We start from the raw sequence: 23458 nt of genomic DNA, 5'->3' as shown, positions 1-23458 counted from the left end.
TCGGCTAGCCGATGTGCTCGAACGTCACGGAACCGCCGAAGTTCTCGTCGTCGGTGCCCCAGAGGCCCAGCCGTCCGGGCAGGACGGCGATGGCCTCGATCTTCCGGTTGTCCTGCTTGGTGAAGCGGCTCAGCGGAACGAGTGCCTGTACGGGCTTCAGGCGCAGCACCGCGTCATGGGCCTGGTTCACGCTGAACCGGCCGGCGTCGTAGACCGCGGAGGAGAACGGACCGTCGTCCACATTGGGATCCGAGGCCGCCGACACCAGCACGGTGCCGTCACCGAGCACCTTCAGGTCACTGATGTGGCGCACCTCGTCCTCGTCCGGGAACGGTACGGCGAACTCCTGCCGCGCCGAGACCGTGCCGAAGTCCAGGCCGTTCGCGCCGATGCGCACCGATGCGGCGCGTACGACGGCCTTCTCGTCGCCGCTGCCCCGCGTCGCCCACACGGCGTAGGTCGTCCCCGACCGGTCGCGGTGCAGCGCGAAGCTCTCGTAGTTGTCGCCGTCGCGCCGGCCCGGCAGCGCGACGGGTTCCTGCTCGGCCGTCGCCCGGCCGTCCGCGACCACGACGTGGTAGGCGTTGCCGCGGCTGGCCACGGCGACGTAGTGGCCGGGCCGGCCGGGCACCGCGTCGAGGGCCTCCAGGTCGGCGGGGAGCATGCCGAGCCAGGGGAGCTCCTCGACGACGGGTGCGTGGCCGGGCCGCAGACGTACCGTCGCCAGCCTGCTCTCGCCGTCACCCTTGTTGTCCCGTACGACGACGGCGTCGGCCTGCCCGCGGCCCGCGGGCGCACCCTCGACGAGCGCCATGCCGCTCACGCCACCCCTGATCCCGGAGCCGACGCGCTGCCATCCGTCGGACGCGGCGGTGGCACTCAGGGCTGTGGCGGCGAGGGAGGTGCAGATGACGGCCGAGGCGATGATTGCGTTTCTGATCATGGAACGAAGCTAGGCGGCTGCGCGAGGCCCGGACGGAACTGCCGCTCCCCGCCCCGAGAGTTCCCCCGCAAGGGCCCCGCGGCACTCGCCCGTTCGGGGTCAGGGCAGCGTCGAACCGTGCCGCCCACCGGGCCGGCGGGGGACGCATGCGGTGAGCAGGAATGGTTCACGAGTGAACGCCGTTGATCCGACGCGAATGGAGCAGAAGCCATGGCACGCACCCTTATTACTGGCGGACTGGTGATCACGGCCTCCGACGAGTTGCACGTCGATGTGCTCATCGACGGTGGCCGGGTCGTGGCCATGGCCACTCATGACAGCCATGGGTGGACGGCCGACCATGTCATCGACGCCGCCGGGAAGTACGTGATTCCGGGCGGGGTCGACGGGCACACGCATATGGAGATGCCCTTCGGCGGCACGTTCGCCTCCGATACGTTCGAGACGGGGACCCGGGCCGCGGCGTGGGGCGGCACGACAACCATCATCGACTTCGCGATCCAGTCCAAGGGCGGCTCCCTGACTGCCGGGCTCGACGCGTGGCACGAGAAGGCCGATGGAAAGTGCGCGATCGACTACGCGTTCCACATGATCATGTCCGATGTGAACGAGTCCTCGCTCAGGGAGATGGACCGGCTCGTCTCGGCCGGCGTCACCTCGTTCAAGCTCTTCACCGCGTATCCCGGGGTCTTCCTCTCCGACGACGGTCAGATCCTGCGAGCCATGCAACGCGCCGCCTCCAACGGCGGCCTGGTGATGACGCACGCGGAGAACGGCCTCGCGATCGATGTGCTCGTGGAACAGGCGCTGGCCCGTGGGGAAAGGGACCCCCGCTACCACGGTGAAGTCCGCAAGGCGCTGCTCGAAGCCGAGGCCACGCATCGAGTGATCAAGCTGAGCCAAGTGGCAGGTGCACCTCTCTACGTGGTGCATGTCTCCGCCCAGGAGGCCGTCGCCGAATTGGCGCGAGCCCGGGACGAGGGACTCCCGGTGTTCGGTGAGACGTGTCCGCAGTACCTCTTCCTGTCGACCGACAACCTGGCTGAACCCGACTTCGAAGGCGCGAAGTACGTGTGCTCCACCCCGCTGCGCCCGAGGGAGCATCAGGAGGCTCTGTGGCGTGGGCTGCGGACGAACGATCTGCAGGTGGTGTCCACGGACCACTGCCCCTTCTGCTTCAAGGGGCAGAAGGAGATGGGGCGGGGAGACTTCTCGAAGATCCCGAACGGCATGCCGGGTGTCGAGAACCGCATGGATCTCCTGCATCAAGGCGTCGTCGAAGGCCATATCAGCCGCCGCCGCTGGATCGAGATCGCCTGCGCTGCGCCGGCGCGCATGTTCGGCCTGTATCCGAAGAAGGGCACGATCGCCCCGGGTTCGGACGCCGACATCGTCATCTACGATCCGGCGGCCGAGCAGGTTCTGTCCGCCGAGACGCATCACATGAATGTCGACTACTCGGCCTACGAGGGCAAGCGTGTCACGGGGAGGGTCGAGACGGTGCTGTCCCGCGGGGTTCCGGTGATCGACGACCGGGCCTATGTGGGGGAGGCGGGGCACGGGGTGTACTTGCCGCGGGGTATGTGTCAGTACACCAACTGAGTCTTCCCACGGGGGCGGTTCGGCAGGACGCGTCGGGGCCGGGGGATCCCGTCCGTGGGCCGCCCCCGCCCTGAAGCGGCTGCCGGCTACCAGCCCGTCCAGAGCAGGTGGTTGACGGCCAGGGCCACGATCGCCTGGGCGGTCAGCCAGCCACGCCTGCCGGATACGGGCAGGAGCGCGGCGGCGGGGAGCAGCCAGAGCATGAACGGCTGCCAGATCCGTTCCGTCTCCGCCTTGCTCATCCCGGACAGGTCGGCCGCCAACAGTGCGACGAGCGCCGCCGAGACGAGCAGGATCAGGCGCTGCGAGGGAGCCGTCGTCCCGGTTCGCAGGGTGCGTACGGCCCCGGGGGCCCCTGCCACGGTCCGGCGGAGGCCCGCGAGCGTCGCCGGTCCGACGGCGATCGCGGTGCAGGCGAGGTTGGCCCAGACCCAGTAGGAGTAGGGGCGGATGCCCCCGGCTCCCTGGCGGTAGCGCTCGACGAGCAGGTGGTACGCCTCCCACCAGTTGAAGCCCGCGAGCGTGAAGGCGACCGGCGCCACCAGAGCTCCCAGGACGAAGAGGGGGAGCGGCCGGACGGTGCGGGTGAGCGCGAGAACTGCGAGGAGCGGGAGTGCGATGAGCGTCAGACCGTAACTGAGGTAGCAGGTCAGCCCGTAGAGGAGCCCGGCACCCAGCGCGGCGGCCGCGGGGCTGCGCACCGTGCGGGTCGCGGCCAGGGCCAGCAGGGTGACGGACCAGGCGGCCACCGCGGTGAAGTACCCGTCTGCCGAGGCACCCGCCCAGATGGCGACCGGTGCGAGGACGACGAACGGTGCGGCGCGGCGGGCGGTGTGCTCGTCCGCGAGGGTGCGGACGGCGATCAGGACGGCCACCGCGGCGGAGGCCCCGGTCACGATGCACCAGACCCCGGCCCAGGCTCCGCCGCCGAGTCCGACGCGGTCCAGCAGGACGAAGGTGAGGGTGGAGCCCGGTGGGTGTCCCGCGACATGGGCGGGCCAGTTTCCCGGCGGGCCGATCAGGATGTGTTCGTTGAAGCCGCGCAGGGCGGCCCCGATGTCGTCGAAGCGGCCGATGACCCTCAGGTACTCGTGTTTGGTGGTGAGCCGTTCGGCGATCCCCCGACCCCAGCCGTCGATCAGCGCGAGCGAGAAGACCCAGGCGAGCGCGGTGGCGTAGCAGCCGATGAGCAGCGACCGCCAGCGCAGCCGGTCGGCGAGGACGGGGCCGTGGGTGATGACGGCGACGGCGACGGCGGGCGCGGCCCAGGTGCCGGGGCCGATGTGCGGGTACCAGGACGCGAGCAGCGGCGGCCAGTGCACGACGAGGACGCGGCCGGCGTCGTCGTAGGCCCGGCCGACGAGCACGGCGGCGGCGACCAGGACGACGCCCGCACCGGCGGTGGCCAGGTCGCGGCGGTGCCCGGAGCGTTGCGCGGGGACGGGTTCGGTGGCTTGTGCGGTGCGGTCCACGGTCTTCACGCAGGCACCGTAAGCACGACGGGGCGCCGGGGACGTGTGGTGACGGGGCGCGTCACCGAACCGTCAGATCTCGGATCGCCCGTGGACGGCGCGGGCGCCGGCGCGTGTTCCCGGCGGGCGGGTCCGTGCCTTCCGGGGGAGTGACGTCACCGTTTCGTCAGGAGTCGTCACCGTCCCGTCCCTGCACGCCCGGCATAGCGTCGGGGCATGGGCGACAGCCGTCGGAGCACTCCGACTCCACCCGCGTTGCTTTCCCGCCTCCTCGGCGGGCGTGCGGCGACGATCCTCGACCGCCTCCCCTCGGCGCCCGGGTTCTGGCGCAGCCCGGTGCGCGGAGTCCCCTTCACCGCCGTCCTGGGCCTCGTCCTGCTCTTCGGGATCACCGCGCTGTTCGTGACCGGACTGCTTTCGTACGCGGCCTACAACCCGGACCTGAACCCGGTCAACGACAAGACACCGGACAAGGGGCTGCTGGGCTTCTACCTCTTCGACTGGCCGACCGGTCCGCACTGGCTGTACCGGCTGACGCAGGGCGTCCACGTCACCCTCGGGATCGTGCTCGTGCCGGTCCTGCTGGCCAAGCTCTGGTCGGTCGTCCCGCGGCTCTTCGCACTGCCCCCGGCCCGCTCCGTCGGGCACGCGCTGGAGCGGATCTCGCTGCTGCTCCTGGTCGGCGGGGCACTGTTCGAGTTCGTGACAGGACTCCTCAACATCCAGCTGGAATACCTGTTCCCGGGCTCCTTCTACCCGCTGCACTTCTACGGGGCATGGGTGTTCTTCGCCGCGTTCCTCGCCCACGCGGGACTCCGGGTGCCGCAGGCCGTACGGGTGCTTCGGTCGGGCGGGCTGAGCGGAAAGGTCCAGGGCGACACGCTGGAGTCACCCGCCCCCTCGGCACCGACGCTGTCCCGTCGCGGGGCCCTGGCCATGGTGGGCGCCGGTTCGCTGGTCCTGCTGGTCACCTCGGCGGGACGGAGCTTCGACGGACCGCTGCGGCGTCTCGCCGTGCTCACTCCGCACGGCGCGGCCGAACCCGGGTCGGGGCCCAACGGCTTCCAGATCAACAAGACGGCCGCCGCGGTCGGCGTCACCACCGTCGATACGGGGGAGGGCTGGTGGCTCACCGTCAGCGGACCGGCCGGGGACCTCCGGTTCACCCGGGAACAGCTGCTGGCCATGGAGCAGCACAGTGCCGCTCTTCCGATCGCGTGCGTGGAGGGCTGGTCCACCTCGGACCAGTGGTGGCGCGGGGTACGCCTGACGGACCTGGCTGCGCTCGCCGGATATCCGGACCGGCCCCCCGGCGTGCTGGTGGAATCCCTTCAGCGCAGGGGCGCCTTCCGCCGGGCGGCGCTGCGCGACAACCAGGTGCGCGACCCGCGCTCCCTGCTCGCCCTGGAGGTCAACGGCGAGGACCTGACACCCGATCACGGCTATCCGGCACGGATCATCGTCCCGGCCGCCCCCGGCGTACTCAACACCAAATGGGTGTCCCGGCTGACCTTTGGAGAGCTGTGAACAGGGCGAACCCGACCGCTGTCATGAGGCGTCGGTACGGGGAGGGGCCGCTGCATCTGCTGCTGACGGTCGCCTCCTTCGCGCTGGCGGGCTATGCGGGTGTACGGCTGCTGGCGGGGGACACCTGGGGGGTGATCGTGTGGTTCGTCGGTGCCGCCCTCGTGCACGACCTGGTGCTGGTCCCGGTGTACGCGTCCGCGGACCGGCTGCTGTGCCGATCGGTCGGGCGGCGCTCCGGTCTGGTGAACTTCGTCCGGGTGCCGGTGTTCCTCTCCGGACTGCTGCTCCTCGTGTGGTTCCCGCTGATCACCCGGCAGGCGGAGCGCTATGAGCCGGCGAGCGGGCTGTCCCCCGATGTGTTCCTGGGGAACTGGCTGCTGATCACGGCCGCGCTGTTCCTGGTGTCGGGCGTCTGGCTGGTGGTCCGGACGCTGCGGCTGCGGCGCAGGGAGACGAACGTGCGGCCGTCCGCGTCCCACTGATCGGCGGAGTGCAGGCCGTGGGGGCCGGCATACCTCAGCAGCGCGGATGTGCCGAGCCGGGCCCACGGGAAGAGGTCGGACGGTGCCGGTCCGGTCGCGGTGGCGCGCCCGTCGTCCAGCCGCACGCGGACCCGCTCGTCGATGTCCTGGGGCGCGGTCTCGGCGATGAGGAGCCCACCCGGGGCGAGCAGGTCAGCCGTGCGACGCAGGAGGTGGGCCGGGTCGCCGCCGATGCCGATGTTGCCGTCGACGAGCAGCACGGTGCCCCAACGGCCCTCGCCCGGGAGCGGTTCGAAGACGGAGCGGCGCAGCGCGGAACCGCCGAGCCGCAGGGTGCGGTTCACCGCGGCCTCGCTGACGTCGATGCCGAGCGCGCGGTGACCGCGGGCCGCGAGTGCGGCGACCAGTCTTCCGGGCCCGCAGCCGATGTCCAGGACGGGGCCCTCGCAGCGCCGCAGCGCCGACAGATCCGCGGCGTCCGCGCCGGCGCACCAGCGCTCCACGTCCAGCGGCAGCAGCCAGCCGTCCGTGCGGCGGAGGAAGAGCGGCCCGTGCCCGTTGCGCAGGGCGTTGGCATAGGGGTCGGTGCCCCAGGAGTCGGTGCCCGGCGAGGTGACGTCCGGGTGCGGCGGGCTCATCACGTCCCGGTCCCGGCCGGTGCGGCTCACCGGACCACCGCCCCGGTCAGCCGGCCGAGCTCGGCGGCGAACCGCCCGTGCGGGGCGAGTGCGGCGACCTGCGCGGCATCGGCCGCCGTGTCCACGTCCCGCAGCTGGGGAAGATCCCGGACCGTCAGCCCCGCGTCGACCAGCCGGTGCCGCTGAACCGCACCCGTCTCGGGCACGGACATCGGGACGCCGCGCAGGAGCGCGGGGTCCGGTTCGGCCAGGCCCAGCGCCCAGAATCCGCCGTCCTCGGCCGGGCCGAACCAGGCGTCGCAGCCGTCCCAGGCGGTGGGCGAGAGCGCGGGGGCCAGATCGGCCGCCGTGATCTGCGGGGTGTCCATTCCGATCAGGAGGGCCGGTCCGGTGCAGCCGCCGAACGCGGCGGCGAGCCGTTCGTCGAGTCCTCCCGTGCACTGTTCCACCACCTCGATGCCCGACGGCAGCCACGGCCCGGCCCTCCCCTCCAGGACGACCACCCGCCGCGCGGCGGGCAGCGCGCAGACGGTGCGCAGGGTGTCGGCGAGCGCCGCCTCGGCGAGCCGCGCGGCCTCAGCGGGGGAGAACGGCGGAGTGAGGCGGGTCTTGACCCTCCCGGGCAGCGGCTCTTTCGCGATGACCAGCAAGGCCGTGGCCCCGGCCGGGGCCGTACCGACAGGTCCGGGAACGGAAGAGCTCATCGGGAGACCCCCACCCGGAGCGCAGGCTCACCCAGCACGGCGCGCATGTCGCGAACCGCATGCCAGGTCCCCCGCCACGTCCCGGTGACCTTCGACTTTCCCGTCCGCGCGAGGTACGGGACATCCGTCTCGGTGACGCGCAGTCCCGCGTCGGCCGCGCGCACCACCATCTGCAGGGGGTATCCGCTGCGCCGGTCCGTGAGGCCGAGCGCCAGCAGATCGGTCCGGCGCGCGGCCCGCATCGGCCCGAGGTCGTGCAGGCGCAGCCCGGTGCGACGGCGCAGCATCCGGGAAAGAGCCGCGTTGCCGGCCCGCGCGTGCAGCGGCCAGGCGCCGCGCTCCCGGGGCCGACGGCGGCCGAGCAGCAGGTCGCTCTCACCGTCGGCGACCCGGCGGACGAAGGCGGGCAGCAGCCCGGGGTCCAGCGAGCCGTCGCAGTCGCAGAAGCAGACGAACTCCGCCTCGGAGGCGAGCAGCCCCGCATGGCAGGCCGCACCGAAGCCGCGGCGCGGTTCGTGCACCACCGTCGCGCCGAGGGACCGGGCGAGCTCCGCCGAGCCGTCGGTCGAGCCGTTGTCCACGACGATCGCCCGCCAGCCACGAGGAACCGAGGCCAGCACCCCGGGCAGGGCGGCGGCCTCGTCCAGACAGGGCAGGACGATGTCGGCGCGGGGGCCGGAAGTATCGGAGGGTGAGATCACGCAGCTCACCCTACGGAGCGGAAACCGACAAATCGGGTTCCGGATTCTTACGAAATATGGACGTCGGCACCTGGCGGCGCACGGGCGTCCGCACCCCGCCCCGACAGGTGCCAAGGTGGTGACATGCAGCCGACCCCGGACCCCGCCCCGCCCCGCCCCGCCGACGGGACGGCTTCCGGTACGACCGCTCGCGGCCGTGTCCTCGTCGTGGACGACGACCCCACGGTCGCGGAGGTGGTGACCGGATACCTGACCGGGGCCGGCTACGAGGTGACCCGGGCGGCGAACGGCCCGGCCGCCCTGGAGCAGTACGCCGCCAGGCGCCCGGACCTGGCCGTCCTGGACCTGATGCTGCCCGGCATGGACGGCTTCGAGGTCTGCCGCCGCATGCGGGCGCTCGGCCCGGTGCCCGTCATCATGCTCACCGCGCGCGGCGACGAGGAGGACCGCATCCTCGGTCTGGAGACCGGCGCGGACGACTACGTGACCAAGCCGTTCAGCCCCCGCGAACTCGTTCTGCGCGTCGACTCCGTGCTGCGCCGCGCCCGTGCGGCCGCGACACCCTCCGACAGCCCGGCCCTGATCGAGGGCGCGGGCCTCACCCTCGACCCCATCGCCCGGCGCGTGACGTACGCGGGGCGGGCGCTGGCCCTCACCCTGCGGGAGTTCGACCTGCTCGCCTTCCTTCTGCGTCACCCGGGCCGGGTCTTCACCCGGGAGGAGCTGATGCGCGCAGTCTGGGGCTGGGACTTCGGGGACCTGTCGACCGTGACGGTCCACGTCCGCCGGCTGCGCGGGAAGGTCGAGGCGGACCCGGCGCGCCCGGAGCTGATCCGTACGGTCTGGGGCGTCGGCTACCGGCTGGACCTGCCTGTGGACCGGCCGGCTGATCCGGCCGCTCCGACGGATTCCGGCTCCGGAGCGCCGGCATGACCGACCTCCTCCTCATCGCGCTTCTTGCCTTCCTGGGCGCCGCCGCTGCCGGACTGCTCGGCGCGCTCGTGCTGCGGATCTCCCGGCACCGTTCACTCGTCGTCTCGCTGACCGTCGTCGCCGCCGTGGCCGTCACCGCCATGCTCGCCGGCACCCTGGCCGTCGCCTGGGCGATGTTCCTGTCGCCGCACGACCTCACCGTGGTCACCACCGTCGTCGCCATGGCCGCCGTCGTCTCGCTCGTCACCGCGATGCTGCTGGGCCGCTGGGTGGCGGCGAGGAGCCGCGATCTGACGCTCGCCGCCCGCTCCTTCGGTGACGGCGGCACCTTCGCGGCCCCCGAGGCACCGGCCACCGCCGAACTTGCCGCACTCACCCGCGAACTGGCCGCCACCAGCGCCAAGCTCGACAGTTCACGCGAGCGCGAACGCGCCCTGGAGACCTCGCGGCGTGAGCTCGTCGCCTGGATCTCGCACGACCTGCGCACCCCGCTCGCAGGTCTGCGCGCCATGTCCGAGGCGCTGGAGGACGGCATGGCCGTCGACTCGCGGCGCTATCTGCGGCAGATACGCACCGAGGTGGAGCGGATGAACGACATGGTCGGCGACCTCTTCGAGCTCTCCCGCATCCACGCCGGCTCACTCACCCTCACCCCCACCCGGATCTCCGTCTACGACCTGGTGGGCGACGCGCTCGCCGGGGCCGACCCGCTGGCGCGCGAGCACGGCGTGCGGCTGGTCGGCGACCGGATCGAGGCGGTGCCCGTCGAGGTGGACGGCAAGGAGATGAGCCGGGTCCTGGGCAACCTCCTGATCAACGCCATCCGCCGCACCCCCGCCGACGGCACCGTCGCGGTGGCCGCCCACCGCATGGGCGCCGGGGTGGTGCTCTCGGTGACCGACGGCTGCGGCGGCATCCCGGAGGAGGACCTGCCCAGGGTCTTCGACACCGGCTGGCGCGGCACCCATGCGCGTACGCCCCCGGCCGGGGCGGGCCTCGGGCTCGCCATCGTGCGCGGCATCGTCGAGGCGCACGCCGGCCGGGCGGACGTCCGCAACGTCACCGGCGGCTGCTGCTTCGAGGTGACCCTGCCGGTGGCCTGAGCTCAGGCCGGCGCACCGGCGGTCGCCCCGCGCAGCGGCTCCGCCGCGAACTGCGCCATCCCCTCGGCGAAGCCCACCTCCGGCCGCCAGCCCAGTTCGTCACGCAGCCGCCGCGAGTCCGCCGTGACATGGCGTACGTCCCCGAGCCGGTACTCACCGGTGACCACCGGCGCCGGGCCCCCATGGGCCGAGGCCAGGGCCGCCGCCATCTCCCCGATGGTGTGCGGCTTCCCGCTCCCGGTGTTGTACGCGGCGAAACCGCCCGGAGCGCGCCCCGCGACCGCCTCCAGCGCGACCGTGTTCGCCGCTGCCACGTCCCGTACATGGATGAAGTCGCGGCGCTGGCCGCCGTCCTCGAAGACGCGGGGCGACTCGCCCCGGGCCAGGGCCGAACGGAAGAAGGAGGCGACACCGGCGTACGGGGTGTCGCGCGGCATCCCCGGTCCGTACACGTTGTGGTAGCGCAGCGACACCGCACGGCCGCCCGTCGCCCGCGCCCAGGAGGAGGCGAGGTGCTCCTGGGCGAGCTTGGTCGTCGCGTACACATTGCGCGGGTCCACGGGCGCGTCCTCACCGACGAGCCCGGGGACCAGTTCCGTGCCGCAGGAGGGGCAGCACGGCTCGAACCGGCCCGCGGCCAGATCGGCCTCGGCGCGCGGACCCGGCCGGACCGGGCCGTGCTCCCGGCAGTCGTACCGGCCCTCCCCGTACACCACCATCGAGCCGGCGAGGACCAGACTCCGCACCCCCGCCCCGGCCATCGCGGCGAGCAGCACGGCCGTCCCGAGGTCATTGCACCCCACGTAGTCCGGGGCGTCCGCGAAGTCCTTGCCGAGGCCGACCATCGCCGCCTGATGGCACACCGCGTCGATGCCGCTCAGCGCCCGGTCGACGGCATCACGGTCGCGCACGTCCGCCACGACGAGACCGTCGCCGGGCGGGGCGGTGGCGCCGCCGTGCGCCGAGGGGAGCAGGGCGTCGAGCACCACCGCCTCGTGTCCGGCGGACGCGAGGGACCGCACGATCTCCGAACCGATGAACCCGGCGCCGCCGGTGACCAGTACACGCATGCCGCCCACCGTAGGGCGCGCGGGACGAACCGTGCGCCGACGACTCGGCACGTCACGGGACCGTAAGGGAACGGGGTGCATGCCGAGCCGCGGCCGGCCGCCGACGGACGGTCACACGGGGAGGCGTTCGAGCAGCCCGTCGAAGTCCGTCCCGGCCGGCAGCGTGCCGAAGGCCAGGCCCCGGTCCCCGGCGAGCCGGGACGCGCAGAAGGCGTCGGCGACCGCGGCCGGTGCGTGGCGGACCAGCAGGGAGCCCTGGAGGACGAGTGCCGCGCGCTCGATGACCCGCCGGGCACGCACGGGGGCGTCCTCGGTGAGGACGAGCTCGCCCCGGAGCTCCCGCCAGGCCGCGTCCAGGCGGCGGTCGCCCCCGGCCGCGGCCTCGATCTCCGTACGCAGGGCCTGGAGCGACTCCGGTTCACGGGACAGCGCGCGCAGCATGTCCAGGGCGTTGACGTTGCCCGATCCCTCCCAGATGCCGTTGAGCGGCGCCTCGCGGTAGAGGCGTGGCATACCGGACTCCTCGTCGTACCCGTTGCCGCCCAGGCATTCGAGGGCCTCGGCGACCGCGGCGGGCTGGCGCTTGCACACCCAGTACTTGCCGACCGCGGTGGCGAGCCGGAGGAAGGCGCGCTCCTGGGCGTCGCCGTGCTGCGCGCGGTCCGCCGCTCCGGCCAGGCGCAGGGCCAGCGTGGTCGCCGCCTCGGACTCCAGCGCCAGATCGCCGATCACGTTGCGCATCAGGGGCTGGTCGATGAGCCTCGCCCCGAACACGGACCGGTGGCGTACGTGGTGCGCCGCCTGCGCCAGTGCGGCGCGGGTGCCGGCGGCCGAACCGAGGACGCAGTCGAGGCGCGTCATGGTGACCATGTCGATGATGGTGCGCACACCCCGGCCCTCGTCCCCGACGAGCCAGGCCACCGTGTCGTCGAACTCGGGCTCGCTGCTGGCGTTGGAGCGGTTGCCGAGCTTGTCCTTGAGTCGCTGGATGCGGAACGTGTTACGGCTGCCGTCCGGCAGGACCCGGGGGACCAGGAAGCAGGACAGACCGGCCGGTGCCTGGGCGAGGACCAGGAAGAGGTCGTTCATCGGGGCACTCGTGAACCACTTGTGCCCGCGCAATCGCCAGGTGCCGTCCGCCTGTTGCACGGCGGCGGTCGTGTTGGCGCGCACATCGGTGCCGCCCTGCTTCTCCGTCATGCCCATCCCCGCGAGCAGCCCGGCCTTCTCGGCGGGGGCGCGCAGCCCGGACTCGTACACGCGACTGGTCAGCAGGGGCTCGTACGTCTTGGCGAGATCGGGGGCATGGCGCAGGGCGGGAACCGCCGCGTACGTCATCGAAACGGGGCAGCCATGCCCCGCTTCCGCGCTGCTCCACACCATGAAGCCCGCCGCACGTGCCACGTGCGCGCCGCGCCGCTCGGCCGCCCAGGCGGCGCCGCCGAGCCCCTCGCTGATCGCCACGTCCATGAGGGCGTGGTACGAGGGGTGGAACTCGACCTCGTCGATCCGGTTGCCGTAGCGGTCATGGGTGCGCAGCCTCGGCTCCTGGCGGTTCGCCTCGTCCGCCCAGCGCTGCACCTCCTCGCTGCCGGCGCGGCGGCCCAGCCGGTGCAGGTCGTCCAGATACCACTCGGCGCCCTCGCGGCGCACGCCCTCGATCAGCACCGGGTCGTCGGCGACGTCGTGGCCGGTCAGTGGAGGCGGCTGGTTCGTCACCTCGTGGGTGGTCGCGGCGGGACGGCTGTGAGGTGCGGGCGACGCAGGCATGAAGGCCCTCCTGGGCAGAGACGGATGACGGGTCAGGGGTGCGCGGATGAGGGGGACGCGCCCGCGCAGCGCAAGGCCATGGCGGTCAGTTCGGCGAGCAGTTCGTCCGCGTCGTCCCCCTCCGGAGTGCCCAGCGGTGCCACGAGGACCTCACCGATCGCGCCGGTGAGTGCCGCGGCGGTGACCTGTCCGTTCTGCGGCGGCAGCAGTCCCTGGGCCATGCCCTCGCGGATCACTTCGGCGAACAGTGCGCGGTAGCGGCGGCGGAAGACGAGACGCTCCGCGCCGACCGCCGTGTCGGCCGGTGCGGCGAGCAGCGCATAGGCCAGACCTCGGTTCTCCAGGGCGCGGCGGGCGAAGACCCCGACACCGTCGGTGAGCCGCTCGACCGGGGTCCCGGGACCGTCCAGCACGGATTCCAGGACGTCCACCTCGCGCCCTGCCGCCCGTCGGAAGACCTCGACCGCGAGAGCGGACTTCGACGCGAAGTGCTGGTACACGGAGCCCGCCGCGATGCCCGCGGCAGCGGCGACCGCGGTCACGGACGCCCCTGACCAGCCCACTTCGGCGACGACGTCGGTCGCCCGGGTGACGAGATGCTCACGGGCCGATTCGAGACGTTGAATTTCGGCTGGGGTCTTGCGGTAGGCCATGAAAGAAGTGAACCATCATTCATAGTTTCCCGACAAGGGCCGGACACCCCGTCCCGCGATCCCAGGAGAATGGCGTGCACCTCAGTGCCATGCTGGACAGCGTCGTCCGATCGGCCGGCCGCAAGGAAGCCCTGGTCTACCGGGACCGGCGGTGGAGTTACGGAGAGTTCGGTGCCGCCGTCCGCCGTGCCGCGACCGTGTTGCGGGAAGCGGGGCTCGGGCCCGGTGACCGCCTGGCCGTGATGACGTACAACACCCCGGCCTTCCTCTTCGCGGCCTTCGGCGCCTGGCTGGCCGGTGCCACGCTCGTGCCCGTCAACCACAAACTGCAGACCGCCGAGGTCGAGCGCCAGCTGCGGCACTGCGGAGCCCGGCTGGCGGTCGTCGACCAGGAGATCGGCGAGCGGGCCACCGGGGCGGGCGTGGACGTCCGCTGGCTGATGAGCCATCCGGACACGGCCGGGACCGAACCGGAGCCCGGCTCCTTCGAGGCGCTGATCGCCGGGGCGGCCGAGTGGGAGGGCGGGCCCGGGTCCGACGGCGACATCGCCCAGATCCTGTACACCTCGGGCACTTCGGGACGCCCGAAGGGCTGCGTGCACACCCATCGGGGCATCGCCCTGACCGCCACCTGCACGGCGGCCACCGTCCCGCTCCGCCGGGACGAGCGATTCCTCGTCTGCATGCCGATCTGGCACGCGTCCCCCCTCAACAACTGGGCGATGGGCACCCTCCTGCTGGGCGGCACGGTCGTGCTCCAGCGCGAGTACGAGCCCCGCGTCATGCTGGAGACCGTCCAACGCGAGCGGATCACCGCGGTGTTCGGTGCACCGATCGCGCTCATCGCCCCGGTCCGGGCGGTGCCCGACTTCGACGCGTACGACCTCTCCTCGGTCCGTTCCTGGATCTACGGGGCGGGGCCGATGGACGCGGACACGGTCCGCCGGCTGATGAAGGCGTACGGCTCGCAGAACTTCCACCAGGTCTACGGCATGAGCGAGATGGGACCCGTGGGGGCGTCGCTCTCCCCCGGGGAGCAGGTCGAGAAGGCGGGTTCGATCGGGCGGGGCGGCATGGTGGGGGTCGACCTGCGGATCGTGACGCAGGACGGCGCGGAGGCCACCCCGGGACGGACCGGGGAGATCTGGCTGCGCTCGGACACCCGCATGGTCGGCTACCTCGACGACGAGAAGGCGACCGAGGAGGCGTTCACCGGTGACTGGTACCGGACCGGCGACCTCGGCCGGATGGACGAGGACGGCTTCGTCACCGTCGTCGACCGGCTCAAGGACATGATCATCACCGGTGGCGAGAACGTGGCCTCGCAGGAGGTGGAGGGGGTGCTCGGCGGCCACCCCGACATCGTCGACGTCGCCGTCGTCGGCCGCCCGCACGCGCAGTGGGGCGAGACCGTGGTCGCCGTGGTGGTGCCGAGGGACGGCGCTGCGCTGGACATCGAGGGCGTACGGGAATGGCTGGAGCCGCGCCTCGCGCGGTACAAGATCCCGCGCGAACTGGTGCTGCGGCCGGAGCTGCCCCGGACGCCCTCCGGAAAGATCACCAAGCATGTGCTGCGCGGCGGCCTGACCGGCTGACCGCAAGGAGCCCGGCCCCCTTCGAGGGGCGGTCCGCCGTGCCCGCGTATGGTCACGGCATGGTCGAGCAGCGGATGAAGCAGTCGCGCCGGGGGCCGGGCCGGCCCCGGGAGGAGCGCGTCACGGGCGCGGTCCTGGACGCCGTCGTCGCCCTGGTGGCGGAGAGCGGCATGAGCGCCCTGACCATGGACGCCGTGGCGGCACGCGCCGGTGTGAGCAAGCCCGCCATGTACCGCCGCTGGTCCACCAAGCAGGATCTGATCATCGCCGCGGCCGAGTCGCGCATCGGGCCGTTGACCGTGCCCGACATGGGGGATTTCCGTGCCGAGCTGCACGCCGTGCTGACGGCACGCGCCCAGGCGTACCGGCAGCCCGGTGTCGGCCGGTTGCTCGCCGGGGTGATCGGCGCCGCGGCGGAGACCGAGGCGGAACCCGACGACTACCGGGCCTACACGGCACGGGTGACGAGTGAGACCCGGCATGTGCTGGAGCGCGGTGTCGCCCGGGGCGACGTGCGGCCGGACGCCGACCTGGCCGCCGCGACGACGCTGGTCGCCGCGTCGTTGCTGTTCCGGCTGGTCGGTGAACAGCAGGTGCCGGACGACGCGCTCGTCGCATCCGTGGTGGACCTGATCGGCCGCGCGGTCGGCGTTCCCGCATGAACCGGTAGGGCGCCCCGCCAACACCCTTTTCCCGCACCCGCGTTGACGTGGGGCGGTGGCTCTGCTGCGCCCGTTTCCGGCCGCGTCCGATCATCCGGTTCGTCCCTCCGGTGACGTGATGTCCGGTACGCCCACCGGCTTGCGGGCGCCCAGGAATCTTTTTCCTCGGACCCCTTGCCCCGTCGTCGCGCAATATCGATACTGCCGGTTACGTAATCAACGTCGATTGTGGGAGGAACCCATGGCTGCCACCGCCACCACCGATGGTCCGAAGCCCGTACTCGACAAGCCGCTGATGCGCTACGGCCGCCGGACCCTGGAGCGCCTCGCACCGGGCGCGGAGACGCCGCAGTACCGGATCCTCGGCATCAGCCCGCTGACCCCGCACATCGGGGCGGAGGTCACCGGTGTCGACCTGTCCCGGCCGATCGACGAGGCGCTCGCCGAGGAACTGCGGCAGGCCCTGATCGAGTGGAAGGTGATCTTCTTCCGCGGGCAGACCGGCCTGGAGCCGCAGCACCACCTGGACCTGGCCGCGGTCTGGGGTCCGCCGGAGGTCAACCCGTTCTTCCCGAAGTCCGAGACGGTGGGCGTGTCACGGCTCGCCAAGGACGCGATGGCCGTCGGCAACGAGAACATCTGGCACAGCGACCACTCCTTCATGGCCGCACCCGCGCTCGGTTCGGTCCTGCGCTCCGTCGAGGTGCCGGCCGCCGGGGGCGACACCATGTGGGCCGACATGGGCGCCGCGTACGACAACCTCTCCGACGCGATGAAGGCACGCATCGAGGACCTCACCGCCGTGCACGACTGGGTGCCCAGCTGGGGTTCGACCATGACCGAGGAACAGATCGCACACTTCCGCGAGAGCCTGCCGCCGGTCGAGCACCCGGTCGTGGTGCGCCACCCGCGCAGCGGCCGCAAGCTCCTCTACGTCAACGAGCCTTTCACCACCCGCATCGTGGGCCTGTCCGACGCCGAGAGCCGCGAACTCCTGGACGAACTGGTGCTCCAGGCCCGTGTCCCCGAGTTCCAGGTCCGCTTCCACTGGGAGCAGGACTCCGTGGCGATCTGGGACAACATCGCCACCCAGCACTACGCGATCAGCGACTACTACCCGCAGCGCCGGGTGATGGAGCGCATCGCCGTCGCCGGAGTACCGCTGTCCTGAACGCCCGAGGTCCGCGCGGCGTGACATCCCGTCGCGCGGACCGCCCCTCCCCGTAGCCACTCCTGCCCCGCCCGCCCCCTCACGGAGGACCCATGAACACGGCACCGACTCTGTCCCAGCGGTCCTCCGGGACCACAGATCACCCCGGCGGCGGCGCCAAGGCCTGGACCGTGACCGGGCTGCTCGTGGTCTTCATGATGGTCAACTTCGCGGACAAGTCCGTGCTGGGTCTGGCCGCCGACGAAATCCGCGCCGACCTCCATCTGAGCGCGACCCAGTTCGGCCTCGCGAACAGCGCGTTCTTCCTGCTCTTCTCGCTCTCCGCCGTCGTCGTCGGGCTCGTCGCCGACCGGGTGTCGCCCAGGCTGCTGCTCCTGGTGATGGCGCTGCTGTGGTCGGTGGCCCAGGCGCCCGCGGCGATCGGCGGCGGGCTGGCCGTACTCGTCACCTCACGCGTGGTCCTCGGCGCCGCGGAGGGACCGGCCTTCCCCGTCGCCCAACAGGCGACCCTGGCCTGGTTCCCCAACCACCGGCGTAATCTGCCCGGCGCCCTGATCACCCTCGGCGTGACGCTCGGCGTCATCGTCTCCGCGCCCGGCCTGTCCTGGGTCATCGAGCACCACGGCTGGCGAGCCGCGCTGTGGGTGCTCGCCGGGGCCGGTCTCGTATGGGCCCTGGCCTGGAAGCTGTTCGGCGCGGACGGCGACCACCGCACCGAGGAGAAGCGGGCGTTGCCGGCCGCCGACGCGCCGGCCCCCGTTCCGTACGGACGGATCCTTGCCACGCGCACCTGGATCGGGGCCACCCTCGCCTACTTCACCAGCTACTGGTCGGTGGCGCTGATGCTGGTCTGGCTGCCGTCCTACCTGCGCAACGCCCTCGGCCACCCGGCGCACACGGCGGCCGTCCTCATCGTCGTCCCCTGGGCGATCGGCGCCGTGGCGCTGCTCGCCCAGGCCGGCATCACCGGCCGGCTCATGCGCCGCGGGGCCGGCAGCCGCCGGGCGCGCGGCTGGGTCGGCGGCTGGCTGCTCGCCCTGGGCGCCGCATGCCTGCTGGCCCAGACCTTCGTGGACGGTTCCACGGGCAAGACCGTGCTGGTGGCCCTGGGCTTCGGCCTCGGGGGCTCCTACGCGACGGTCGCCGCGACCACGATCGCCGAACTCGCCCCCGCCGGCCGGAGCGGCGGATCGCTGGGCGCGATGAACGCGGTGGTCACGGCCGCCGGTCTCGCGGCACCCGCAGTCGTCGGCGCACTGGTCGACGCCCAGGGCAACGACGGCTACCACCTCGCCGTCACACTCTCCGGCGTGCTGCTCGTGATCGGAGCAGCGGCGTCCTTCCTTCTGATCGACCCGGCCCGCGACATCGCCCGGCTGGCACGGTGACTCCCACCGCCGCACCCGGGGCCGACGATCCGTCCGCCCCGGTCACCCCGCCCCCATACGTAGGAGCCTTCCTGTGAGCGCCGCACCGGTACTCGACACCGCACCCCTGGACCACGCCGTCACCGCGCTGCGCGCGGGCATGGACACCTGGACCCGGACCGGGCCGGCCGAACGGATCGGCCTGCTGGAACGGCTGCTGCCCCGCATCGCCGAGGGCGCCCCCGCCATGGTCGCCGACGCGGCACGCGCCAAGGGCTACGAAGCCGGATCGCGCTGGGCCGCCGAGGACTGGGTCACCGCGCCCTGGGCCCTGGCCCAGACCGTGAGCGCCTACCTTCACGTACTGCGCAGGCTGTCCGACGGGCGCGACCCGGTCCCGTCCTGGGCCGTCCGCGACCGGGACGGCCGTACCGTGGTCGACGTCTTCCCGGCCACGGGCACGGACCGGCTGCTGCTGAGCGGCTTCTCCGCACAGGTGTGGACCCTGCCCGGCACCACACGCGAGCAGGTGCTCGCCCGCGCTGCCGGTGCCTACCGGGGCCGGCCCGGGAAGGCCGCCGTCGCCCTGGTGCTGGGGGCCGGGAACGTGGCGGCCATCACCCCGCTCGACATCGTGCACAAGCTCTACCAGGACAACCAGGTCGTCATCGCGAAGATGAACCCGGTCAACGACTACCTCCGGCCGCACTTCGAGAAGGTGTTCGCGGAGTTCGTGGACCGCGGTTGGGTCCGCTTCGTGGACGGCGGCGCCGCCGAGGGGGCCCACCTGACCTCGCACGAGGGCATCGACACCATCCATGTGACGGGGAGCGAGCGCACGCACGACGCCATCGTCTGGGGTACGGACGCGCGGGCGGAAGAGCGCCGGCGCGAGGACACACCCCTGAACGACAAGCCGTTCACCAGTGAGCTCGGGGGAGTCAGCCCCTGCATCGTCACCCCGGGGCCGTGGACCGACGCCGATCTGCGCTTCCAGGCCGAGCACATCGTCACCAGCAAGATGAACAACTCCGGCCACAACTGCGTCGCCAGTCAGATCCTCGTGGTGCCGCGCGACTGGGACGGTACGGAGCGGCTGCTCGACGAGATCCGCAGGGTCCTGCGCGAACTCCCGCCCCGGGGCGACTACTACCCGGGCGCGGCCGGACGGCTGCGTGACGTCGTCGAGGCGCACCCCGACGCCGAGTTCCTTGCCGGAGCGGCGTGCGGGGCGCTCGTGTCCGACATCACGCGTTCCGACGACCCGATGCTCACCGACGAGGTGTTCGCCAGTGCGCTCGGAGTGGTGCGCCTGGAGGGCCGGGACCCGGCCGCGTTCCTGCGCAGGGCCACCGACTTCGCCAACGACACCCTGCCGGGCACCCTCGGCGCCACCCTGCTGGTCCACCCCAGGACCGAGCGCGCGCACCGCACCGCAGTGAACACCGCCATCGCCGAACTGCGTTACGGCACCCTCGGGGTCAACTGCTGGTCGGCGTTCGGCTTCCTCCTCGGGTACACCCCGTGGGGAGCGTTCCCGGGGCACACGCGTCAGGAAATCGGCAGCGGCATCGGCTTCGTGCACAACGCGTTCATGCTGGAGGACGTGGAGAAGACCGTGCTCCGGGCCCCCTTCGCACCGTCACCGCGCGGCCTGTTCGGCGGATCGCCTTCGCTGTCCCCGCGCCCGCCGTACTTCGTCACCAACCGGACCGGGCGTACGACCATGCGGCGGCTCACCGGCTTCACCGCCGCACCGAAGGTCTGGAAGCTGCCCGGCATCTTCCTCTCCGCCCTGCGCGGCTGAGCCCTCGGCGACAGCCGTCGCCCCCGGCTGCCGGGGTGCTCACCCGGCAGCCGGGGGCGGATGGCAGGAGCCGGATCAGGGCGTGACGATGGCGAAGTCCGGGTCCGGGGCGCTGAGGTGGCCGAGCAGTTCGGTGATCTTCGCGGCGTCGCCGGTGACCGTGGCATGTCCCGCGAGTTCGGACGGGGGAAGCAGCCCCAGCAGGACGGACCGCAGATCGGCCTCGTCCAGGGTGACCTCGGCATCCGGATCGGCGACCGCCCGTCCGCTGCCCGCGGTGTGGGTCAGGACTCCGTTGTGCAGCCGCAGTGTGACGGGCCCCGAGCCGTTCACGTTCCAGCGCACGGTGATGTCCGCGTCCCAGCTGCGCGGGCCGTCCACCCGGATGGACAGCGCGTCGAAGAGCTGGTCGAGCGAGAGGACACGGAGGAAATCGGGGGACGACGTGACGGTCGGCGTACCGACGGGCCCCTGGCGCAGCTCCAGCGCGCCCATGAGGTAGAAGTTGCGCCAGGTCCCGTTCTCGCTGCCGTATCCGAGCTGCTCCAGTGCGTCCGCCTGCAGGCTGAGGGCCTCGGCATTGACCGGGTCCGCGAAGACGACGTGGTTGACGACCTGCGCCACCCAGCGGAAGTCGCCGGCCGCGAACGACTCATGTGCGCGCCGCAGCACCTCCTGCGCACCGCCCATGAACTCGACGTACCGCTTCGCCGCTTCCACGGGCGGGTGCTCCCACAGATGCGCGGGGTTGCCGTCGAACCAGCCCAGGTACCGCTGGTAGATGGCCTTGGTGTTGTGGCTCACGGAGCCGTAGTAGCCGTGGGTGTGCCAGGCCTTCTCCAGCGCCGGAGGCATCTCGATCACCTCGGCGATCTCCAGCGGTGTCATTCCCTGGTTGATCATCCGGAGCGTCTGGTCGTGCAGATAGGCGTACAGGTCGCGCTGTTCGGCGAGGAATCCCATCGCCCGCTCGCGCCCCCATGTCGGCCAGTGGTGGGAGGCGAACGCGACGTCCGTCTCGTCACCGAACAGGGTGATCGCCTCGGTGAGATACCGGGCCCAGACCCGGGGGTCGCGGACCTCCGCACCCCGCAGCGTCAGCAGGTTGTGCAGGTTGTGCGTGGCGTTCTCCGCCATGCACAGGGCCGCGTGGTCGGGGAAGTGGATGTTGAGCTCGGACGGGGCCTCCGTGCCCGGGGTGAGCTGGAAGACCATCCGGATGCCGTCGACCGTCTCGGTCTGCCCCGTGCGGGTGATGTCGAGCGTCGGGGGGATGAGCCCGACCGAACCCGTCGACGTCGTCTGTCCCAGACCCGCGCCGACCTGGCCCTGCGGGCCCTTCGGCAGAGCGGCCCCGTACATATAGGCGGCGCGGCGGGCCATCGCCGTGCCCGCGTACACGTTCTCGCTGACCGCGTGCTCCAGGAAGCCCTCCGGCGCGAGCACCGGGACCCCGGCGGCGACCTCCTCGTCGGTGACCACGCCCTTCACACCGCCGAAGTGGTCGACATGGCTGTGGGTGTACAGCACGCCCGTCACGGGCCGTTCACCCCGGTGGCTTCGGTAGAGGGCGAGGCCGGCGGCGGCGGTCTCGCTGGAGATCAGCGGGTCGATCACCAGGACGCCGCGCTCGCCCTCGACGATCGTCATGTTCGACAGGTCGAAACCGCGGATCTGGTAGATGCCCTCCACGACCTCGAACAGCCCGTGCTCGGCGACGAGCCGGCTCTGCCGCCACAGACTCGGGTTGGCCGTGGGCGGGCAGTCCTGCGTGAGGAAGCCGTAGGCCTCCAGGTCCCAGACCACCCGGCCGTCGGCCGTCGTGATCTCACTGGGTGCGGTGCCCATGAAGCCACGGCGGGCGGCGTCCATGTCCTGGGTGTCGTCGAAGGGGAAGCGTCGCAGGACTTCATCGTTGGACCGGCTGATCGCGGGCTGAGCCGATTTGGACTGTGTGTTCCCGGTCATGATGCGCTCCCTCGCGGCAAACTGGACAGCCCGGCGGCCGCCTGTCTGCCAGCCTTGCCGCAGGGTCACTCCGCTGCCATCGGGAGTACTCCGAACGGATCACCCGTCCGGTGGGGGCATCAAGCCCGGCACGGCCGGCTGAGGGACGCGCGGAGCATATGCGTTAATGGGTGCATATCTGCATATAGTCCTTGTGCTGGTTGTGTACGTCGGCGGGAGGGGAACACCGGACATGCCGTCAGTCGACGCGGTCGCCGTCCAGAGGATGACGAGCACCCTCTTCATCGAACGTTCGCTGCGCAGCCCGAGTTCGACCCGCTTCTGGGGACTGCTCGTGCTGGCCTCGGTCATCGCGAGCGCCGGAGTGGTGGGCGATTCGACGGCGACGGTCATCGGCGCGATGATCGTCGCCCCGTTGATGACGCCCATCCTCGGCAGCGCGCTGGCGCTGGTCCTCGCCGACAGGCCGCAGGTCGTGCGGTGCGCGCTGCTGGTCCTGGGCGGCGCGCTGGCGGTCGTGGCCATCGGCATGCTGCTCGGCTGGATCGTCTCCCCGCCCGACGCCTTCGCCTCGAACAGTCAGGTGTCCTCCCGGATCAGCCCGAGGCTCATCGACCTGCTCGCCGCTCTGGCCACGGGGACGGTCGGCGCGTTCGCTCTCGTGCGCGCCGACATCTCCGACACCCTGCCCGGGGTGGCGATCGCCATCTCGCTGGTGCCGCCGCTCGCGGTGACGGGACTGCTGATCACGGTCGGCCGCTATCACGACGCGAGCGAGTCCGCCCTGCTGTTCGGGACCAACGTCGCCGCCATCGTGGCGACCGGCACCGTCGTCTTCCTCGTCTATGGGATCCGGGCGGCCGCCCAGGAGTCGGGTCTGAGCGTAGGGCGGTTCCACGGGTGGACGCTGGTGGCCGTAGCCACGGTCGTCCTGCTGATCGCGGTGCCTCTGACGACCGGCACGGTGACCGTCGCGCGCGACCGGTCGCTCGCCGCCGACGCCCGGCCCGTGGCCGAGAAGTGGGCCGCCACCGGGAAGTGGCAGATCGCCTCGGTCGAGGCGCGCAACGGCATCATCGTCATCGGCGTCCTGGGGCTCCCGCCCCAGCCCGCGCCCACCGAGCTGCGCGCCGCCCTGGACCGGAACGGCATGGCGGGCGCGGACCTCGAACTCCACCTCGTGGGCGGGCGGACGCACTGGTGCCCGGCGGACACGGACACCTGCACGGTGCGGGACGCCGAGCGCAGCTGACACCGTCGGCGGTCGCCGGTCCTCCGAGGTGTCGAAAG

At 72.1% G+C, this 23458-nt stretch carries 19 protein-coding genes; 10 read left to right on the top strand and 9 right to left on the bottom strand.

What is annotated here, in order from left to right:
* Window positions 1-4 precede the first annotated feature (4 nt).
* A complete protein-coding gene (locus OG912_RS02550; RefSeq protein ID WP_327707956.1) occupies window positions 5-943 on the bottom strand; it encodes a hypothetical protein in 939 nt (312 codons plus the stop codon).
* A 210-nt stretch (window positions 944-1153) separates the two neighbouring features.
* Here OG912_RS02550 and hydA point away from each other — a divergent pair, with 210 nt between their 5' ends.
* Entirely contained in the window at window positions 1154-2545 is a 1392-nt protein-coding gene (gene hydA, locus OG912_RS02545; RefSeq protein WP_326739937.1) for a dihydropyrimidinase, read from the top strand.
* 86 nt (window positions 2546-2631) lie between these two features.
* Here hydA and OG912_RS02540 read toward each other — a convergent pair whose 3' ends face one another.
* Window positions 2632-4026 (bottom strand): hypothetical protein, encoded by a 1395-nt coding sequence (locus OG912_RS02540; RefSeq protein ID WP_327707955.1) that lies wholly within the window; start codon window positions 4024-4026, stop codon window positions 2632-2634.
* Window positions 4027-4233: 207 nt separating this feature from the next.
* Between OG912_RS02540 and OG912_RS02535 the strand changes: the two genes are divergently transcribed.
* Window positions 4234-5544 (top strand): molybdopterin-dependent oxidoreductase, encoded by a 1311-nt coding sequence (locus OG912_RS02535; RefSeq protein WP_327707954.1) that lies wholly within the window; start codon window positions 4234-4236, stop codon window positions 5542-5544.
* Window positions 5545-5869: 325 nt separating this feature from the next.
* Here OG912_RS02535 and OG912_RS02530 read toward each other — a convergent pair whose 3' ends face one another.
* The 3 genes from OG912_RS02530 to OG912_RS02520 are packed head-to-tail and all read right to left on the bottom strand — an operon-like array spanning window position 5870 to window position 8069.
* Entirely contained in the window at window positions 5870-6664 is a 795-nt protein-coding gene (locus tag OG912_RS02530; protein WP_327713325.1) for a class I SAM-dependent methyltransferase, read from the bottom strand.
* Window positions 6665-6690: 26 nt separating this feature from the next.
* Window positions 6691-7368 (bottom strand): TIGR04282 family arsenosugar biosynthesis glycosyltransferase, encoded by a 678-nt coding sequence (locus tag OG912_RS02525; RefSeq protein WP_327707953.1) that lies wholly within the window; start codon window positions 7366-7368, stop codon window positions 6691-6693.
* Window positions 7365-8069 carry a glycosyltransferase family 2 protein gene (locus tag OG912_RS02520; protein WP_327707952.1) on the bottom strand — a complete coding sequence of 235 codons (705 nt, stop codon included), beginning with the start codon at window positions 8067-8069 and terminating at the stop codon, window positions 7365-7367. Before OG912_RS02520 ends, OG912_RS02525 begins: the two co-directional genes overlap by 4 nt.
* Window positions 8070-8192: 123 nt before the next feature.
* Between OG912_RS02520 and OG912_RS02515 the strand changes: the two genes are divergently transcribed.
* Both OG912_RS02515 and OG912_RS02510 read left to right on the top strand, forming a co-directional pair.
* Window positions 8193-9002, top strand: a complete 810-nt coding sequence (locus OG912_RS02515; RefSeq protein ID WP_327707951.1) for a response regulator transcription factor — start codon at window positions 8193-8195, stop codon at window positions 9000-9002.
* On the top strand, window positions 8999-10105 hold the full coding sequence (locus OG912_RS02510) for a sensor histidine kinase (RefSeq protein ID WP_327707950.1): 1107 nt from the start codon (window positions 8999-9001) through the stop codon (window positions 10103-10105). Before OG912_RS02515 ends, OG912_RS02510 begins: the two co-directional genes overlap by 4 nt.
* A gap of 2 nt (window positions 10106-10107) precedes the next feature.
* Here OG912_RS02510 and OG912_RS02505 read toward each other — a convergent pair whose 3' ends face one another.
* From OG912_RS02505 to OG912_RS02495, 3 genes are all read right to left on the bottom strand, one after another.
* Window positions 10108-11175 (bottom strand): NAD-dependent epimerase/dehydratase family protein, encoded by a 1068-nt coding sequence (locus OG912_RS02505; protein WP_327707949.1) that lies wholly within the window; start codon window positions 11173-11175, stop codon window positions 10108-10110.
* A 111-nt stretch (window positions 11176-11286) separates the two neighbouring features.
* Complete coding sequence (locus OG912_RS02500) at window positions 11287-12945, bottom strand: acyl-CoA dehydrogenase family protein (protein ID WP_327707948.1); 1659 nt, start codon at window positions 12943-12945, stop codon at window positions 11287-11289.
* A 32-nt stretch (window positions 12946-12977) separates the two neighbouring features.
* Window positions 12978-13598: a TetR/AcrR family transcriptional regulator gene (locus tag OG912_RS02495; RefSeq protein WP_327707947.1), complete on the bottom strand. Its 621-nt coding sequence runs from the start codon at window positions 13596-13598 to the stop codon at window positions 12978-12980.
* 74 nt (window positions 13599-13672) lie between these two features.
* Here OG912_RS02495 and OG912_RS02490 point away from each other — a divergent pair, with 74 nt between their 5' ends.
* The 5 genes from OG912_RS02490 to OG912_RS02470 all read left to right on the top strand — a co-directional run bounded on the left by OG912_RS02490 (window position 13673) and on the right by OG912_RS02470 (window position 20200).
* Entirely contained in the window at window positions 13673-15193 is a 1521-nt protein-coding gene (locus OG912_RS02490) for a class I adenylate-forming enzyme family protein (RefSeq protein ID WP_327707946.1), read from the top strand.
* Between the two features lie 59 nt (window positions 15194-15252).
* Window positions 15253-15855, top strand: coding sequence for a TetR/AcrR family transcriptional regulator (locus tag OG912_RS02485; protein ID WP_327707945.1), 603 nt, complete (start codon window positions 15253-15255; stop codon window positions 15853-15855).
* Window positions 15856-16096: 241 nt separating this feature from the next.
* The gene (locus OG912_RS02480; RefSeq protein ID WP_327707944.1) at window positions 16097-17026 is read left to right on the top strand and encodes a TauD/TfdA dioxygenase family protein; all 930 of its coding nucleotides are present in this window, start codon (window positions 16097-16099) and stop codon (window positions 17024-17026) included.
* Window positions 17027-17118: 92 nt separating this feature from the next.
* Complete coding sequence (locus OG912_RS02475; RefSeq protein WP_327707943.1) at window positions 17119-18414, top strand: MFS transporter; 1296 nt, start codon at window positions 17119-17121, stop codon at window positions 18412-18414.
* Between the two features lie 73 nt (window positions 18415-18487).
* Window positions 18488-20200, top strand: coding sequence for an aldehyde dehydrogenase family protein (locus OG912_RS02470; RefSeq protein WP_327707942.1), 1713 nt, complete (start codon window positions 18488-18490; stop codon window positions 20198-20200).
* 75 nt (window positions 20201-20275) lie between these two features.
* On the opposite strand, the gene OG912_RS02465 is transcribed toward OG912_RS02470, so the two are convergent.
* Window positions 20276-22168 (bottom strand): alkyl/aryl-sulfatase, encoded by a 1893-nt coding sequence (locus OG912_RS02465; RefSeq protein WP_327707941.1) that lies wholly within the window; start codon window positions 22166-22168, stop codon window positions 20276-20278.
* A gap of 232 nt (window positions 22169-22400) precedes the next feature.
* On the opposite strand from OG912_RS02465, the gene OG912_RS02460 reads away from it, so the two are divergent.
* Window positions 22401-23420 carry a DUF389 domain-containing protein gene (locus tag OG912_RS02460; protein WP_327707940.1) on the top strand — a complete coding sequence of 340 codons (1020 nt, stop codon included), beginning with the start codon at window positions 22401-22403 and terminating at the stop codon, window positions 23418-23420.
* The last annotated feature ends 38 nt before the right edge of the window (window positions 23421-23458 follow it).

The organism is Streptomyces sp. NBC_00464 (genome assembly GCF_036013915.1).
Taxonomy (GTDB): Bacteria; Actinomycetota; Actinomycetes; order Streptomycetales; family Streptomycetaceae; genus Streptomyces.
This window is presented reverse-complemented; position numbering and strand designations above follow the sequence as displayed.

Coding starts and splice junctions, on each gene's coding strand:
- OG912_RS02550 (WP_327707956.1), bottom strand. CDS start 943: ATGATCAGAAACGCAATCATCGCCTCGGCCGTCATCTGCACCTCCCTC.
- hydA (WP_326739937.1), top strand. CDS start 1,154: ATGGCACGCACCCTTATTACTGGCGGACTGGTGATCACGGCCTCCGAC.
- OG912_RS02535 (WP_327707954.1), top strand. CDS start 4,234: ATGGGCGACAGCCGTCGGAGCACTCCGACTCCACCCGCGTTGCTTTCC.
- OG912_RS02530 (WP_327713325.1), bottom strand. CDS start 6,664: ATGAGCCCGCCGCACCCGGACGTCACCTCGCCGGGCACCGACTCCTGG.
- OG912_RS02525 (WP_327707953.1), bottom strand. CDS start 7,368: ATGAGCTCTTCCGTTCCCGGACCTGTCGGTACGGCCCCGGCCGGGGCC.
- OG912_RS02515 (WP_327707951.1), top strand. CDS start 8,193: ATGCAGCCGACCCCGGACCCCGCCCCGCCCCGCCCCGCCGACGGGACG.
- OG912_RS02510 (WP_327707950.1), top strand. CDS start 8,999: ATGACCGACCTCCTCCTCATCGCGCTTCTTGCCTTCCTGGGCGCCGCC.
- OG912_RS02505 (WP_327707949.1), bottom strand. CDS start 11,175: ATGCGTGTACTGGTCACCGGCGGCGCCGGGTTCATCGGTTCGGAGATC.
- OG912_RS02500 (WP_327707948.1), bottom strand. CDS start 12,945: ATGCCTGCGTCGCCCGCACCTCACAGCCGTCCCGCCGCGACCACCCAC.
- OG912_RS02495 (WP_327707947.1), bottom strand. CDS start 13,598: ATGGCCTACCGCAAGACCCCAGCCGAAATTCAACGTCTCGAATCGGCC.
- OG912_RS02485 (WP_327707945.1), top strand. CDS start 15,253: ATGGTCGAGCAGCGGATGAAGCAGTCGCGCCGGGGGCCGGGCCGGCCC.
- OG912_RS02480 (WP_327707944.1), top strand. CDS start 16,097: ATGGCTGCCACCGCCACCACCGATGGTCCGAAGCCCGTACTCGACAAG.
- OG912_RS02475 (WP_327707943.1), top strand. CDS start 17,119: ATGAACACGGCACCGACTCTGTCCCAGCGGTCCTCCGGGACCACAGAT.
- OG912_RS02465 (WP_327707941.1), bottom strand. CDS start 22,168: ATGACCGGGAACACACAGTCCAAATCGGCTCAGCCCGCGATCAGCCGG.
- OG912_RS02460 (WP_327707940.1), top strand. CDS start 22,401: ATGCCGTCAGTCGACGCGGTCGCCGTCCAGAGGATGACGAGCACCCTC.